Origin of the sequence: Actinomycetospora termitidis (assembly GCF_030286555.1) — a bacterium.
Taxonomy (GTDB): Bacteria; Actinomycetota; Actinomycetes; order Mycobacteriales; family Pseudonocardiaceae; genus Actinomycetospora; species Actinomycetospora termitidis.
Genome location: NZ_JASVWF010000006.1, coordinates 243,133 through 257,780 on the forward strand (window position 1 = coordinate 243,133; position 14,648 = coordinate 257,780).

13 protein-coding genes are annotated in these 14,648 nt (G+C 74.0%); 7 read left to right on the forward strand and 6 right to left on the reverse strand.

The genetic code is table 11. The features are described 5' to 3' along the window. Nucleotides 1–13 precede the first annotated feature (13 nt). On the reverse strand, nt 14–703 hold the full coding sequence (locus QRT03_RS24065) for a class II aldolase/adducin family protein (protein WP_286055634.1): 690 nt from the start codon (nt 701–703) through the stop codon (nt 14–16). 8 nt (nt 704–711) lie between these two features. Further along, nucleotides 712–2,199, reverse strand: coding sequence for an aldehyde dehydrogenase family protein (locus QRT03_RS24070; protein ID WP_286055635.1), 1,488 nt, complete (start codon nt 2,197–2,199; stop codon nt 712–714). Between the two features lie 182 nt (nt 2,200–2,381). On the opposite strand from QRT03_RS24070, the gene QRT03_RS24075 reads away from it, so the two are divergent. From QRT03_RS24075 to QRT03_RS24085, 3 genes are read left to right on the forward strand one after another with little or no spacing between them, the layout of a single operon-like run. Then, the gene (locus QRT03_RS24075) at nt 2,382–3,434 is read left to right on the forward strand and encodes an amidohydrolase family protein (protein WP_286055636.1); all 1,053 of its coding nucleotides are present in this window, start codon (nt 2,382–2,384) and stop codon (nt 3,432–3,434) included. 29 nt (nt 3,435–3,463) lie between these two features. Then, nucleotides 3,464–3,700, forward strand: a complete 237-nt coding sequence (locus QRT03_RS24080; RefSeq protein ID WP_286055638.1) for a FitA-like ribbon-helix-helix domain-containing protein — start codon at nt 3,464–3,466, stop codon at nt 3,698–3,700. Further along, entirely contained in the window at nt 3,697–4,104 is a 408-nt protein-coding gene (locus tag QRT03_RS24085; protein WP_286055639.1) for a type II toxin-antitoxin system VapC family toxin, read from the forward strand. Before QRT03_RS24080 ends, QRT03_RS24085 begins: the two co-directional genes overlap by 4 nt. Nucleotides 4,105–4,163: 59 nt before the next feature. Here the strand turns inward: QRT03_RS24085 and QRT03_RS24090 are convergent, their stop codons facing one another. Continuing rightward, nucleotides 4,164–6,053: a flavin-containing monooxygenase gene (locus QRT03_RS24090; RefSeq protein WP_286055640.1), complete on the reverse strand. Its 1,890-nt coding sequence runs from the start codon at nt 6,051–6,053 to the stop codon at nt 4,164–4,166. Nucleotides 6,054–6,186: 133 nt separating this feature from the next. Between QRT03_RS24090 and QRT03_RS24095 the strand changes: the two genes are divergently transcribed. From QRT03_RS24095 to QRT03_RS24105, 3 genes are read left to right on the forward strand one after another with little or no spacing between them, the layout of a single operon-like run. After that, nucleotides 6,187–6,837, forward strand: coding sequence for a nitroreductase family protein (locus tag QRT03_RS24095; RefSeq protein WP_286055643.1), 651 nt, complete (start codon nt 6,187–6,189; stop codon nt 6,835–6,837). Further along, nucleotides 6,834–8,417 (forward strand): class I adenylate-forming enzyme family protein, encoded by a 1,584-nt coding sequence (locus tag QRT03_RS24100; protein WP_286055644.1) that lies wholly within the window; start codon nt 6,834–6,836, stop codon nt 8,415–8,417. Before QRT03_RS24095 ends, QRT03_RS24100 begins: the two co-directional genes overlap by 4 nt. Then, nucleotides 8,410–9,027, forward strand: coding sequence for a TetR/AcrR family transcriptional regulator (locus QRT03_RS24105; RefSeq protein ID WP_286055645.1), 618 nt, complete (start codon nt 8,410–8,412; stop codon nt 9,025–9,027). Before QRT03_RS24100 ends, QRT03_RS24105 begins: the two co-directional genes overlap by 8 nt. Nucleotides 9,028–9,556: 529 nt before the next feature. Here the strand turns inward: QRT03_RS24105 and QRT03_RS24110 are convergent. From QRT03_RS24110 to QRT03_RS24120, 3 genes are read right to left on the reverse strand one after another with little or no spacing between them, the layout of a single operon-like run. Next, a complete protein-coding gene (locus QRT03_RS24110) occupies nt 9,557–10,597 on the reverse strand; it encodes an acyl-CoA dehydrogenase family protein (RefSeq protein ID WP_286055646.1) in 1,041 nt (346 codons plus the stop codon). Further along, the gene (locus QRT03_RS24115) at nt 10,594–11,730 is read right to left on the reverse strand and encodes an acyl-CoA dehydrogenase family protein (protein ID WP_286055647.1); all 1,137 of its coding nucleotides are present in this window, start codon (nt 11,728–11,730) and stop codon (nt 10,594–10,596) included. The genes QRT03_RS24110 and QRT03_RS24115 overlap by 4 nt, the downstream gene beginning before the upstream one ends. Continuing rightward, nucleotides 11,727–13,772 carry an acetate--CoA ligase family protein gene (locus tag QRT03_RS24120; protein ID WP_286055648.1) on the reverse strand — a complete coding sequence of 682 codons (2,046 nt, stop codon included), beginning with the start codon at nt 13,770–13,772 and terminating at the stop codon, nt 11,727–11,729. The genes QRT03_RS24115 and QRT03_RS24120 overlap by 4 nt, the downstream gene beginning before the upstream one ends. Before the next feature lie 86 nt (nt 13,773–13,858). On the opposite strand from QRT03_RS24120, the gene QRT03_RS24125 reads away from it, so the two are divergent. Further along, nucleotides 13,859–14,536, forward strand: coding sequence for a GntR family transcriptional regulator (locus tag QRT03_RS24125; protein ID WP_286055649.1), 678 nt, complete (start codon nt 13,859–13,861; stop codon nt 14,534–14,536). Nucleotides 14,537–14,648 lie beyond the last annotated feature (112 nt).

The window sequence follows — 14,648 nt, forward strand, 5'->3', positions numbered from 1 at the left end:
CCTCGTCCGTCGGTCAGCCGCCGAGCCTGCGGACCAGGTGGTCCCAGGCGGAGTGCACGGCGGCGGGGTGGTAGATGTGCTCGCGCTTGACCAGCGACTCCTCGTCGTCGGTCCAGGTGGGGTGGCCGCCGAACGAGAGCGTGCGGAGCATCTGCTCGGCGGCGGTCTCGAGCAGCAGCGCCGCGAAGGTCGCGGTCTGCAGGTCCGGTCCGACGGTGACGATGCCGTGGTTGACCAGGAAGGCCCCGGAGGAGTCGCCGAGGGTCTTGGCCAACGAGCGGCCCAGGTCGCGGGTCAGGACGAGGTCGGTGGTCTCGGTGAAGCGAGGCACGGACGGCGGGACGAAGAACGTCGCGGCGTGGCTGACCGGGCGCAGCTCCACCCCGGCCGCGGCGAGCGCGACGGCGTGCGGCGAGTGCGCGTGGACGACGCCGCCGACGTCGGGCCGGGCCAGCAGGATCTCGGTGTGGATCGGGAACTCGAGGTGCCGGGGGCCGTCGCCGGAGAGGACCTCGCCGTCGGGCGAGACCAGGTGCACCTGCTCCGGCCCGACCTCGGACAGCCCGATGCCGCTGCGCTTGATCCAGGCGCCGCGTCCGTCCGGGTCGCGGGCCGAGGCGTGGCCCCAGATGAAGTCGCCCTGGTCGGCCGCGCCGAGGACGCGGGAGGCGAGCGAGACGAGCTCGCGGATGTCGTCGGTCATGGCGTCCTTCAGTAGGAGATGTTGATCGACTTGAGCTCGGTATAGCCCAGGAGTTCCTCGAGGCTCTCCTCGCGCCCGAGCCCGGAGACCTTGACACCGCCGTAGGGCACGTTCGGGAAGTGCTTCGCGGAGTCGTTGACCCAGGTGAAGCCGGCCTCGAGCTCATGGGCCATCCGCAGGGCGCGGCCGATGTCGCGGGTCCAGACGGCCGCGGTCAGGCCGTAGGGGGAGTCGTTCGCGATCCGGACGGCGTCGTCCTCGTCGTCGAACCCGAGGACCGACAGCACCGGCCCGAAGATCTCCTCGCGGGCGACCGTGTGGTCCTCCCGCACCCCGGTGAGCACGGTCGGGGCGATGAACAGCCCGTGCTCCAGGCCGTCCGGACGGCCGCCGCCCGTGACGACCGTGGCGCCCTCGCGACGCGCGGTGTCGAGGTAGCCGAGGACCTTGTCGTACTGGCGCTGGTCGATCATCGTGCCCTGCACCGACGCCGGGTCGAGCGGGTCGCCGATGCGGTGGTCGCGCAGCTTCGCGGCGATCCGGTCCACCAGGTCGTCGTGCACGGGGCGCTGGACCAGGAGCCGCGAGTTCGAGCCGCAGGACTGGCCGGACCAGGTGAAGTTCATCCCGCGGATCGCGGCGTCGGCGGCGGCGTCGAGGTCCGCGTCGGCGAAGACCACCATGGCGTTCTTGCCGCCGAGCTCGAGGCTGACCTCCTTGATCCCGGAGGCGGCCGCGGCCTGCTGGATCGCGCGCCCCGTGCGCTCGGACCCGATGAAGCCGATCCGCCGGACGTCGGGGTGCCGGACCAGCCGGTCGGGGACCGTCGGCCCGTTCCCGACGACGATGTTGAGCACACCGGGCGGGAAGACGTCGCGGAGCAGCTCGCCGAGGCGCAGCGCCGACAGCGGCGCGGTCTCCGGCGGCTTGAGGATCGTGGGGTTGCCGGCCACGAGCGGCGCGAAGACCTTGCCGGCGAACATCAGCGGGTGGTTGAACGGCACGATCCGTACGACGACGCCCACCGGCTGGCGCACCGTGAGGTGCAGGCCGGCGCTGGCCGGGATGGTGTCGCCCTTCATCTCCAGCGCGAGCCCGGCGAACAGCCGGGCCTGGGCGAGGGTGATCTGGACGTCGACCCGCGAGTTGGCCAGGGGCGAGCCCGCATCGATGGTGTCCAGCAGGGCGAGCTCCTCGCCGTGCTCGGCGATGATGCGCGCGGCCTCGGTGACCATGGCCGCCCGTTGCGGGGCGGGGGTCAGCCGCCAGCTGCGGCGCGCCGACGCGGCCGCCGCCACGGCCGCGTCGGCGTCCTCGGTGGTCGCGTCGGGCACCGTGGCGATCGGCTCCCCGAGGAACGGGCTGATCCGCCGGTAGGTGCGCCCGCCGGTGGCCGGGCGGAGCTCGCCGCCGATCAGGAGGCGCCAGTCCCGGTCGCGGACCGCGAGGTGCCCCTCGTCCGGCTCCACCCGTGCCGGCGTGTCCACCGCTGTCATCCGGATCGCTCCTCGCCTCGTCGCTGCGGCGAGACTCGCCCGCCGACCCCACGGGGCCAAGAAGATTCCTCAGAACAGAACGCCGTGTCCGCTGGAAGGACATCCCTCAGGACAGAAAAGTCCACCGCCCCGGTCTCGGCGACCTCAGGGTGTGGGCAGGCCCGAGACGAGGAGTCGCCCGCATGCAGTTCCACCTCGTGGGCGGGACGGGTCTCCCGATCGTCGACGCCCACCACCACCTGTTCGACGACGCGGACGACCGTCTCGCCGAGCTGTGGGGCCGGCGCAGCCTCCTCGCCACCGACTACGCCGACCTTCTCGGTGGGCACCCCGACGTCGTCGCGACGGTGGTGGTGGAGGGACACACGAGATACCGGACCTCCGGGCCCGAGCACCTGCGGCCGGTCGGCGAGACCGAGTTCCTCGCCGGCCAGGCCGACGGGCGGATCGCCGCCGCGATCGTCGGGGCAGCCGACCTGCGACGGGGGACCGCGGTCCGCGAGGTGCTCGAGGCCCACCTCACGGCGGCTCCCGGACGCTTCCGCGGCATCCGTCAGGCGGCGCTGTGGGACGAGGACCCGGCCGTGCTCGGCGGCTTGTTCCGGTTCCCGCCGCACCTGTACGCAGACTCGGCGTTCCGGGCCGGGTTCGCGGAGCTGGAACCGCTCGGCCTGAGCTTCGACGCGTTCGTCCTCGCGCCCCAGCTCGACGACGTGGTCGACCTCGCGCGGGCCTTCCCAGGCACCCGGATCGTGCTCGACCACCTCGGCAACCCCGTCGGGATCGGCCGGCACGCAGGTCGGACGGCCGCGGAGTTCCCCGCCTGGCGCGCGTCCATGGCCGAGCTCGCGCGGTGCCCGTCCGTCGCGGTGAAGATGAGCGGGCTGGGCACCTTCCTGTCCGGCTCGCCGTCGTACCGGGCCGATCCGCCGGTGCGCGCCGAGGTCCTCGCCTCGGAGTGGCGGCCCTGGGTCGAGGAGACGATCGAGCTCTTCGGGGCGGACCGGGTGCTGTTCGGGAGCAACCTCCCGACGGACGCCGTCGGCTCCTTCACGACGATCTGCACCGCCTACCAGCGGATCACCGCGGGCTGTTCGGACCCGGAGCGCCGCGCGCTGTTCTCCGGCACCGCGGCCGCCGTCTACGGGCTCGACCTCGACCTGGTCGAGCCCGCTGAGCCGGCGTGCGGGCCGCACCCGGGTCGGGCGAAGGGTTCGTGGCGATCATGCAGCTGATCTAGCTGCTGAGCATGCATAATGCAGGCATGAGTACGTCCATCACGGTCAGGGATGTTCCCGACGAGGTCCGGGACGAGCTGGCAGCGCGAGCGGCTCGGGCCGGCCGCTCGCTGCAGGAGCACTTGCGGCGTGAGCTCATCGCCTGGGCCGAGCGCCCGGACCCGGAGACGTTCTGGGGACGGGTTCGCGCCCGCACCGAGGCGACCGGCACACGCCTCGCTGCCGAGACGATCCTGGCTCACCGCGACGCGGACCGAGCATGACCCTCGTCGTCGACGCGTCGGTGGTCGTCGCGAGCCTCGTCGACGACGGAACCGTCGGGCGCTGGGCGCGGGCCGAGATGGTCGGCGAGGACCTCGCGGCACCGCATCTCATGCCGTTCGAGGCAGCCAACGTCCTCCGGCGGTCCGTTCTCCGGGGCGACATCAGCGACGACGTCGGGCGGCTCGCGCATGCGGACCTGCTCGACCTTCCGGTCACCCTCGTCGACTTCGCCACCGTCGCTCCGCGGGTGTGGGAGCTGCGAGGTGCGGTCTCCAGCTGTGACGGGGCGTACGTGGCGCTCGCGGAGGTGTCGAGCGCCCCCGTGCTCACCCTGGACCTGCGGCTCGCGCGCTCTCCCGGCCCGCGGTGCAGCTTCCGGACGCCGGGCGACCTGCGGGGTTAGTCGTTCGAACCGATTCCTGAGGAATCGGTTCTCGGGCACGTTTGCGGGCCGGCCGAAGATCAGCGCAGCTCGTGGTCGTCCAGTCCCGACGCCTCCAGGCGGGCGCGGTAGTCGACGATCCGCCAGGGGAGGGTGTTGACGACCCGGCCGGCGGCGTTGCGGTACCAGTTCGTCATGCCCGGGTGGGTCCAGATCATGCCGGCGTGGGCCTCGTCGACCTCCGCGTCGTAGGCCTCCGCGACCTCGCGTCGCACCTCGATCGCCGACGACCCGTGCTCGAGCATCCCCGCGACCAGCCGGGCCACGGCCCGCATCTGCAGCTCGATGATCGTGATCTGCGAGCCGCCGTGGCCGAGTGCGGTGTTCGGCCCGGAGAGCAGGAAGAGGTTGGGGAAGCCGGGGACGGTCATGCCCAGGTGCGCCCGCGCGTCGTCGTCCCCCCACTCCTCGGTCAGCCGACGCCCCGAGCGCCCTCGCACGTCGACCCCGGCGAGGAACTCGTGGGCCGCGAACCCGGTCGCCATGACGACCACGTTCGCCGCGTGCTCCGCCCCGGACGCCGTCCGCACCGACGAGGGCCCCACCGACGCGACGGCCTCCGTCACCAGCTCGACGTCGTCCCGGCGCAGCGCGGCGAACCAGCCGTTGTCGAGCAGCATCCGCTTCCCGAACGGCGGGTAGTGCGGGAGGGCCTTCGCGACGAGGTCGGGGCGGCCCTCGAGCTCGGCCTCCAGATAGCGCGTGAAGTGCCGGCGGTGCCCGTCGTTGGCGGCGTTGACCGAGCGCTCCGGGTGCTCCCAGTCCGGGTCGACGACGAGCGCGGGGTGCACCTTGTCGTTGAACGTCCAGGCCAGCCGCGTGCGGTACCAGCCGGCGTAGAACGGCACCTCGGCCAGAACCTGCTGGCGGTCCGCCCCGATCTCGTCGAAGTAGCCGGCGTGCGGGGCGATCCACTGCGGGGAGCGCTGGAAGATCGTCACGGACCCGGCCCGCCCGGCGATCCGCGGCACGATCTGCATCGCGCTCGCGCCGGTCCCGACGACCGCGACCCGGCGTCCGGCGAGGTCGAGATCGGGCCAGCGGGCGGAGTGGAACAGCGGGCCCTCGAAGGAATCCAGGCCGGGGAGGTCGGGCACCGTCGGGCGGTTCAACTGCCCGACCGCCGAGATCAGCACGGAGGCTCCCCGCGTCTCCCGCGACCCGTCGGCCCGGCGCACCGTGACCGCCCACCGGCGCGCGTCGTCGTCCCACGCCGCTGCCTCCACCTCGGCGCCGAACTCGATCGAACGGCGGAGGTCGGCGTCGTCGGCGTAGTCGCGGAGGTAGTCGAACACCTCGTCCCGCCGCCCGAACGCCGTCGACCACGGGTGCGGGCGGAACGAGTAGGAGTACAGGTGGCTCGGGGTGTCGACGCCCGCGCCCGGGTAGTGGTTCTCCCACCACGTCCCGGCGACCTCGGTGTTCCGCTCCACCGCCGTGACCGGGACGCCCATCGCGCGCAGGGTCGCGACGGCGAGCAGGCCCCCGACCCCGGCCCCGATCACCAGCGCGTCGAACCCGTCCGGGACGACGGGGTGCGGCACCGGTTCCGGCTCCGCCGAGCCGAGCGTCTCGGCCATCATCGGCTCGAACTCGTCGCCGACCGGCTCGCCGGTGGACGTCCGCAGCATCCGCAGCAGGAGCTCGCCCCGCGGGGCCTCGATCGCGACGGGCGCCCCGGCCAGGTACGCCTCGACGGCCGCCGCGGCCGCGTCCCGGATCTCGTCCTGGACGTCGTCGGGGAGGCCGCCGGTGTCGTGGTCGTCCAGCCCGCGGGCGCGGGTCGGGGCGTACGGCTCGTCCAGCCACCGGAGGTCGCCGGTCAGCTGGACGAGGCACATCGTCAGGCAGGGGATGTTCGCCGCGTCGAGGGCGCGGCGGAGCCCGGTCCGGCCGGCGGTGGTCGTCACGATCGCGACCTTACGGCGGGTAGGGCGCGATCGCGCAAGCCTCGGTCGGAGCTGCGGGAGAGTGCTTGACGTGTGGTCGGGCCCACAGCACAGTGAGCCGAACCTGGCCTACCCGCTGATAGGAGAACCGGCGATGGAGCTGGACGAGGCGATGCGGACCACCGGAACCTGCCGGTACTTCCGGGACGACCCGGTGCCCGACGAGGTGCTCCACGCGGCCGTCGACGCCGCGCGCTTCGGGCCGCAGGGCGGGAACCGGCAGCCGGTCAAGTGGATCGTCGTGCGCGACGCCGCGCGCAAGCAGGCCCTCGCCGACCTCTACCTGCCGATGTGGGAGGCCTACTTCGCCGGGATCGGCGAGGGCACCGTGCAGGCCAACGCCCTGCCGAAGACCGTGCTCGACGCCGACCACTTCGCCCGCCACCTCGCGTCCGTCCCCGCGATCCTCGTGCTCTGCGCCGAGACCTCCGGCCTGCACCCGACCGACACCGAGCTCGGCCGGCTCTCCGTGGTCGGCGGCGCCTCGATCTACCCGACGATGCAGAACCTCTGCCTCGCGCTGCGCGACCGCGGCGTCGCGACGGCGGTGACGACGCTGCTGTGCGCGGTCGAGCCGCAGGTCCGCGAACTCCTCGGCGTGCCCGATGACCACATCACCGCCGCGCACGTCGCCGTCGGCTACCCCGCGAAGGCCTTCCCGACGAAGCTGTCCCGGACCCCCGTCGAGCAGATCGTCTTCGACGAGACCTTCGGTCGCCCGCTGTTCGCCGGGACGCCCGCGTGAGCGCCTCGCTCGACGTGCGCGCCCTCCCCGAGGTGCACCGCCGCCCCGTCGGCCGGGCCACGATCGGCGACCAGCTCCGCCGGCACGCCCAGACCCGGGCCGAGCGGGTCGCGGTCGTCTCGTACGCCGACGGCGTGCGCCGCGAGACCACGTACGGCGAGCTGGACCGGCAGGCCAACGCGGTCGCCGGGCACCTCCTCGCGGCCGGGTTGCGCCGCGGCGACCGGGTCGCGGTGATGGCGCGGAACTCGGTCGAGGTCATCGCGGTCTACTACGGCGCCCTCAAGGCCGGCGCCGCGTTCACCGGGATCAACGTGTTGCACGGGCGGGACGAGGTCGCCGCGCAGGTCGACCACGCCGAGCCGGCCGTCGTCGTCGCGGACCCGGCGTACGTCGAGCTCCTGGACCGGGTCCCGACGACGGGTGTCGTCGCCCGGATCGTCCTCGGCGCCCCCGCCGAGGGCTGGACCGCGCTCGCGTCGGTGCTCGCCGGCCCGGACGACGAGCCCGAGGTGGACGTCGACGAGCACGACCTCGCGATGCTGATCTACACCAGCGGCACCGAGTCCACGCCCAAGGGCGTGATGATCCCGCACCGCAACTACCTCATCTCGACGGCGCCCGCGTGGAGCTGGGGCCTGCGGACCGGGCCGGACGACACGTGGTTCTTCGCGATGCCGTTCTTCACGATCGCCGGGCTCGGGTCCATGACCACGCTGACGATGATGGGCGCCACCCTCGTCCTGCCCGACTCCCTGGACCCGGCCCGCGCGCTCGACCTGATCGACGCCGAGCGGGTCACCGTCGTCGCGCAGACCCCCACCTTCTACCTCGCTCTCGCCCGCGCCGACGGCTTCGGCCCCGAGACGGTCGGCACCGTCCGGCGCGCGATGACCTACGGCGGGCAGGTGTCGCCGGCCGCCGTCGACGCCTGGTCCGACGCCGCCGACGGCATCGTCTGGGGCACCTACTGGGGGCAGTCGGAGCTCTCGCAGCTCGGCTCCGTCGGCTGGTTCTCGCGGCTGGAGGACATCCCGGACGCCGACCCGTCGTGGATCGGCGTCCCCGTCACGCACCTGGAGACCCGCATCGTCACCCCCGACGGCGTCGACGCGGCGCCGGGGGAGCCGGGCGAGCTCTGGTGCCGGTCGCCCTCGGTGATGCTGGGCTACTTCAAGGAGCCCGAGCGCACGGCTGCCGTGTTCACCGACGACGGCTGGCTGCGCACCGGCGACATCGTGCGTTCCGACCCCGCCGGCAACCTGTTCTTCGCCGACCGCGCCAAGGACATGATCAAGTCGGGCGGCTTCAACGTGTCGTCGCAGGAGGTCGAGCGGGTGCTGCACACCCACCCCGACGTGCTCCGCGCCGCCGTCGTCGGCCGCCCCGACGAGTACTGGTCGGAGGCGGTGACGGCGTTCGTCATCCTGCAGCCCGGGACCTCGCCCGACCTCGTCGCGTACTGCCGTGAACGCCTGGCCTCGTACAAGACGCCGAAGGCGGTGCACGTCGTCGACGCGTTCCCCGTGGACGGGCAGGGCAAGGTGCTCAAGCGCGAGCTGCGGCGGGTCGATGTCTGAACCCGTTCCGCTCTCCGGGCGGCGCCGGGTCACCCCCGAGCAGATCGTCGACGCGGCGGCGGCGCTGTTCGCCCGCGAGGGCTACCACGCGGTGGGCACCCGGGACATCGCCGACGAGCTCGGCATCCGCGGCGCCAGCCTCTACCACCACTACCGGTCCAAGGAGGAGATCCTCGCGGCGATCTGCCGGCGGGTCACCGCGGAGCCGGTCGAGGAGACCCTGCCGCTGCTCGACGACGCCGGCACCCCCGGCTCGCGGCTCGCGGCCCTCGTCCGTGCGCACCTGCACCACCTCGTCCGACGGCGGGTCGAGTTCCTCGTCGGCCTCCAGGAACTCGCGGCGTTGTCCCCGGAGCACCGCGCCGAGGTCGAGGAGCACCGCCGGCACTACCAGCGGCGGGTCCGGGACACGGTGGCGGCGGGCGTGCGGTCGGGGGAGTTCGCCGTCGACGATCCAGGACTGGCGGCGCTGGCGCTGCTCGACGCGGTGAACGGGACCGCCCGGTGGCTGCGCCCGGAGGGGCCTCGCTCGCCGGACGCGGTCGCCGACGTGTACGTGCGCCTCCTCGTCGACGGTCTGCTCGGGCGAGACGTTCCCGACGGCGGGTGAGGCCGGGCTGCCTCCCCGCGGCGCCGGCGCGAACGTGGAGATCGGCGACATCCCCGGCGACATGCCCTGGCTCCTCGCCGAGGGGCTGACCGCACAGGGCCTCGTCGTGGTCAACGAGGACATGGCCGGACACGTCCACCACGACCGCCACCTCATCACCGGGGACAGCCCGCTCGCGGCGCACGCGCTCGGGAAGCTGGCGGCCGACGTCCTCGTGGAGCGGGTCGCGCTGAGCTCCTGGCGGGCATCCGTCGAGCGGGCGCTCACCCGGCTCGCGGGAGTCGCTCAGACTGATGGACGCCCACTCGACGGTTCGCGGGCGCGTCGGGCGACCGTCGCACGTGGCCAGAAAGCGGTTCCGGGGGAAGCGGTTATGGGGCGGATGCGCGAGGTCCGGCGGCTGGGCGCGGCAGGTGGTGAGAAACCGAGTCCGATGGAATCGCTTTTCGGGCGGGTGTGCGGGCGTGGGCAGTCGGGCGGGGCAGGTGGTCGGAAACCGAGTCCGATGGAATCGCTTCTCGCGCCATGTTCAGGACGACGCGACGAGGCCCCGGGAGATCGTCGGCCAGAAGGCGTCCGCACCACCGGCGGCGAGGGAACGCCCCAGCTCCGCGGCCCACGCGGCACCCCCGCCCCACTCGTCCCGCCACGACCAGAGGCGACGGGTGAGGACGCCGAGGCCGAACTCGCGGGTCATGCCCATGGCGCCGGTGGCCTGGTGGGCGGCGGTCGCCACGGCGCCGGCCGCGTCGGACGCGACGGAGAAGGCCGCCGCCACGTCGAGGGCCGCCGGCTCGCCCTCCTCACCCGCGCCCTCGGCGGCGGATCGGGCCGCCATCGCCGCGATCTCGGCCTGCTCGGCGATCTGGACGAGGTGCGCGGCCACGGCCGGGAACTTCGCGACCGGCCGGCCGAACTGCTCCCGCTCGCCGGTGTAGCGCACGGTCAGGTCCAGCACGGCCCGCGCCGCCCCGGCGATCAGCGCCGCGCGGGACAGCGCCCCGCGGCGCCGCAGGTCCTCCACGGCGTCGGGGCCGACGGGTGCCGACTCCAGAGGACGCACCCCCGTCAGGTCCACGTGGTCGCGCGGCTCGCCCGCGATGTTCCGGCCGGGGGTCACCACACCACTCCCGGGCGCGACCACGACGACCGACGACCCCGCGACCAGCGCGAGCGACGCCGACCGTCCCCACGGCACCCGGTCGACGGCCCCGGCGAGCACACCGTCGGAGAACGACACCCCCGGCGAGGCCACCGTCGTGACCGGACCCTCCGGCACCGACAGCCCCGCCGACGCCAGCAGACGACCCGCGAGCAGGCCCGTCTCCGCGACCGGCACCGGCGCGGACGCCGCACCACAAGCCTCCAGCACCGCACACGCCTGCGCCACGGACCCGCCGGAGCCACCCGCGGACTCGGGCACGGCCACCGTCGCGAACCCACCCTCGGCCAGGGCCGACCAGACGTCCGGCGCCCATCCGTCGCGCTCGGCCGCCTCCAACGCCTCCGCCGTGGACCGCGCGCGCAGCACGTCGGCGACCGCGTCGCGCAGTTCGTCGATCTCGCTCATCGGGCGCCTCCTCGCGTCAGGGCCTTGGCGGCGATGCCCCGCAGGATCTCGGTCGTGCCGCCGCGCAGGGTCCAGCTCGGCGCGTTCATGACGCACTCGGCGAGCAGCTGCTGGAGCATCGAGCCCTCGGGGTCGATCTCGAGCGCGGCGATCTCGCGGATCGTCTCCACGGTCTGCTGCTCGAAGATGGTGCCGACGTCCTTGACCAGAGCGGCCTCCGTCGCCGGAGCCTCGCCTTCGTCGAGCGACCGGGCGACCGCGAGCGAGAGCTGCCGGATCGACCAGAGTCGGGCCGCGATGCGCCCGAAGGCGGCGGCGGACCGGTCGTCGGGAACACCGATCTCCGCGAGGTAGGAGTGGAGCAGGCCGATCACCGAGCAGTACCGGTCGGGCCCGGAACGCTCGTGCGCGAGCTCGGCGGTGACCTGCGTCCAGCCCTGGCCGATGTCGCCGAGGACGCGGTCGTCGGGGACGTACACGTCGTCGAGGACGACCTCGTTGACGTGCAGCTCGCCGTCGATCAGCGGGATCGGGGACACCGAGACCCCGGGCGACGACAGGTCGACGATGAGCTGGGAGAGGCCGGCGTGGCGGTCGTCGGCGGTGGAGGTCCGGCACAGCACGACGAAGAAGTGGTTCAGGTGGGCGTTCGTCGTCCAGACCTTGGTGCCGCTGACCCGCCAGCCGTCGTCCTCGCGGACGGCGGTGGTCTTGACCGAGGCGAGGTCGGACCCGGCGTCGGGCTCGCTCATGCCCAGGGAGAAGAAGCACTCGCCGGCCGCGATGCGGGGGAGGAACCAGCGGCGCTGCTCCTCGGTGCCGAAGCGCAGCAGGGCCGGGGCGGTCTGGCGCTCGGCGATCCAGTGCGCGGTGATCGGCGCGCCCGCGGCGAGCAGTTCCTCGACGACGACGAACCGCTCCACCGTGGTCGCGCCCGCCCCGCCGTACTCCTCGGGGATCGACATCCCGACCCAGCCCTGTGCGGCGAGGGCTCGACTGAACTCGGGGTCGTGACGACCGCCGAGGCCCAGTCCGGGCCGGAAGTCGGTCGGCAGGGTCTTCGCGAGCCAGGCGCGGACCTCGTGGCGCAGCGCGTCCTCGGCGGCGGACAGCGAAGTGGGGGAGAAGATCACGGGCGGTCCTCCGGGTGCGCGAGCAGGACGTCGACGGCCACGGCGCCAGTCTTCCCGACGACGAGCGGATTCACCTCGAGCTCCCGGCCGGCGGCCGCGCGGCTGATCCGCACGATCGCGTCGACGGCGGCCTCGACGTCGGCCGGTGGGGCGCCGCGGTGGCCGTCGAGCAGGGGACGGCAGCGGAGGGAGTCGAGCAGGGTGCGCGCGGTGGTGGGGGAGGCGGGAGCGAGGGCGTGCGCGACGTCGTGGTGGAGCTCGGTCTCGGTGCCGCCGCGGCCGACGGTGAGCACCGGCGGCCACCCGCCTCGCCCGCCGTCGACCGACACCAGCAGCTCGACACCCGGCGGCACCATCTCCTGGACGAGGACGGCCTCGGCGCCGGGCACCGAGTCGAGCAGGTCCGCCGCTTCGCGTTCCGCGTCCTTCCCGACGACGGCGAGGCGCACGGCTCCCGCGTCCGTCTTGTGCTCCAGCCCCGAGGCGACGGCCTTGAGCACGGCGGTGCCTCCGACGTCGTGCACGGCGTCCTGCGCCTCGGCGGCCCGCCGGACCAGCACGGAGCGGGGCCGGGGGACTCCCAGCGCCCCGAGCGCCGCCCACCCGTCGTCGGGAAGGTCGACCCGGTCGCCGGAGGCCGGGTCCGCCGGGCGCGGCGCCACCGCCGCGAGCACCCGCGTCGCGACCGCGAGCGACGAGAACACCGGGATCCCCGCCTCGCGCAGGACCGCCCGGGCCTCGACGGTCGCGTCCTCGCCCGCCATCCACACGACGGCGAGCGGCGGCGAGCCGGGCGGGGCCTCGGCGACGGTGCCGGCGAGGTCGACCGCGAGCGCGTGCGCGGTGTCGCCCACCAGCATCGTCAGGATGACCAGGACGGCGTCGACCGACGGGTCGCCGCGCACCAGCGCGCACACCTCCCCGAACGCACCACCGCCCTCGTTGAACAGCTGCGCGGTGACGTCGACCGGGTTCGCGACCGCCCCGAACGCCGGGATCCGCAACGACAACTTCTCGCGGGTCTCCTCGGCGAGCTCGGGGACGTCGAGGCCGAGGTCGGCGCAGCGGTCGGCGGCCAGGCTGCCGGCGCCGCCGGAACTGGTCACCGCCGCGACCCGCCGGCCCGCCGGCCGCGCCTGAGTTCGCAGCAGGGTCGCCGCGGCGAGCAGATCCTCGACGTCGTCCACCAGGACGACGCCGTGCTCGCGGGAGACCAGGTCGAAGGCCGCGGTGTCCGGCAGCATCGCGCCGGTGTGCGAGAGCGCGGCGCGCCGGCCGCTCTCGGACCGCCCGCTGTGCAGGACGACGAGTGCGACCCCGGCCGCGCAGGCCTCGGCGGCGAGCCGGACGTAGTCGTCGGGACGGGGGAGAGCCTCGGCGTACATCGCGAGCACGCGCACGTCGGGGTCGGTGACGAGCACGCGGGCGACCTCGGTGACGTCGACGTCGGCCTGGTTGCCGGTGCTGACCCAGGCGGTGAGGTCCAACCCGCGGGAGGCCGCGACGTCGAGGACGGCACCGCCGATGGCGCCGCTCTGCCCGACGTACGCGATCCCGCTGGTGCCCTCGAGCGGGCGCTCGCCCGCGGCGGTGAAGGTGGCGAACAGCCGGGACCGCGCGACGTAGAGCCCCTGGCAGTTCGGTCCGAGGACGCGGACGCCGGCTCGTGCGGCCGCGGCGGTCAGCGCGTGCTGCAGTGCCAGGCCCTCGTCGCCCACCTCCGCGAACCCGGACGCGAACACCACGACCGCGGCCGCCCCGACCCGGCCCGCGTCCTCGACCGTGGCCACGGCGCGGTCGGCGGGGACGAGGGCGAGCACGAGGTCGACGGGACCGGGGACGTCGGCGAGGGCGGCGTAGCAGGGCAGCCCGCCGAGCTCGTCGTAGCGCGGGTTGACCGGCAGCACGCGGCCGGTGAAGCCGCGGTCGCGCAGCCACGCCTGGGGCCGGGCCATCGGGTTGCCCTCGCGGCCGGAGGCGCCGACCAGGGCGACCGACCGCGGGCGCAGGATCCGCGGCCAGTCGGTCGGCGCTCGCTCCATGCCGGGCACCGTAGGCAGACGGCGGGTCGCTGGACAACGTTTCGCATCCAATCCTTCCCGACGACGGGTGTCGTTACGCTGGGCGCATGGCGGAGGTCGCGACGGAGCCCGCGCGGCGGGTCACGAGCGTGGCGCGCGTGGTCGACGAGATCCGGACGATGCTGCGCACGCGCGAGCTGGTGCCCGGCCAGCAGGTCCGCCAGGAGTCGCTCGCCGCCCGCCTCGGCGTGAGCCGCATCCCCGTCCGCGAGGCGCTGAAGTCCCTCGAGGCCGAGGGCGTGATGCGCCACGAGCCGCACGTCGGCTACACCGTGGCGCGGCTGTCCGCGGACGAGCTCGCGCAGGTCTACCTGATGCGCCGGGCGCTGGAGACCGAGGTGCTGCGGGCCCTGCCTCGGCTGTCATCGGCGCAGCTCAGCGAGCTCGTCGGCCTGAACGAGGCGATCGTCGCGGACGTCGAGGCCACCGACGTCGCGGCCATCGTCGCCGGGAACCGCGCGTTCCACTTCGCGATGTTCGGCTACTCCGGGCTGGACCTCGTCGTCGGCGAGATCGACCGCCTCTGGACCCGCAGCGAGCCCTACCGGACGGTGCACCTCTACGACGCGCAGGGACGGAAACGGGTGGTCCGCGAGCACCGCCGGATGATCACTGCATTGCGCCGGGGCGACAACGAGGCGGTCGTCGAGCTGATGAACGCCCACCGCGACGTCACCGTGAGCGACCTGCACGCCGCCCTGGGGTTGCCGACCCTCCCGCGCTGACCGGCATCCGGGATTGCATCCAATCCGCTCTGGACGTGGACGGTGTGACCCACCTAACCTCCGGCGCGGGGCGAGGTCGTCGCACCGACGCGGCGACCCGCCCTCCCCGGCG

Bases quoted from the DNA above. Each gene is read 5' to 3' on its own strand.
- QRT03_RS24065 (WP_286055634.1), bottom strand. From the start codon at position 703: ATGACCGACGACATCCGCGAGCTCGTCTCGCTCGCCTCCCGCGTCCTC.
- QRT03_RS24070 (WP_286055635.1), bottom strand. From the start codon at position 2,199: ATGACAGCGGTGGACACGCCGGCACGGGTGGAGCCGGACGAGGGGCAC.
- QRT03_RS24075 (WP_286055636.1), top strand. From the start codon at position 2,382: ATGCAGTTCCACCTCGTGGGCGGGACGGGTCTCCCGATCGTCGACGCC.
- QRT03_RS24080 (WP_286055638.1), top strand. From the start codon at position 3,464: ATGAGTACGTCCATCACGGTCAGGGATGTTCCCGACGAGGTCCGGGAC.
- QRT03_RS24085 (WP_286055639.1), top strand. From the start codon at position 3,697: ATGACCCTCGTCGTCGACGCGTCGGTGGTCGTCGCGAGCCTCGTCGAC.
- QRT03_RS24095 (WP_286055643.1), top strand. From the start codon at position 6,187: ATGGAGCTGGACGAGGCGATGCGGACCACCGGAACCTGCCGGTACTTC.
- QRT03_RS24105 (WP_286055645.1), top strand. From the start codon at position 8,410: ATGTCTGAACCCGTTCCGCTCTCCGGGCGGCGCCGGGTCACCCCCGAG.
- QRT03_RS24110 (WP_286055646.1), bottom strand. From the start codon at position 10,597: ATGAGCGAGATCGACGAACTGCGCGACGCGGTCGCCGACGTGCTGCGC.
- QRT03_RS24120 (WP_286055648.1), bottom strand. From the start codon at position 13,772: ATGGAGCGAGCGCCGACCGACTGGCCGCGGATCCTGCGCCCGCGGTCG.
- QRT03_RS24125 (WP_286055649.1), top strand. From the start codon at position 13,859: ATGGCGGAGGTCGCGACGGAGCCCGCGCGGCGGGTCACGAGCGTGGCG.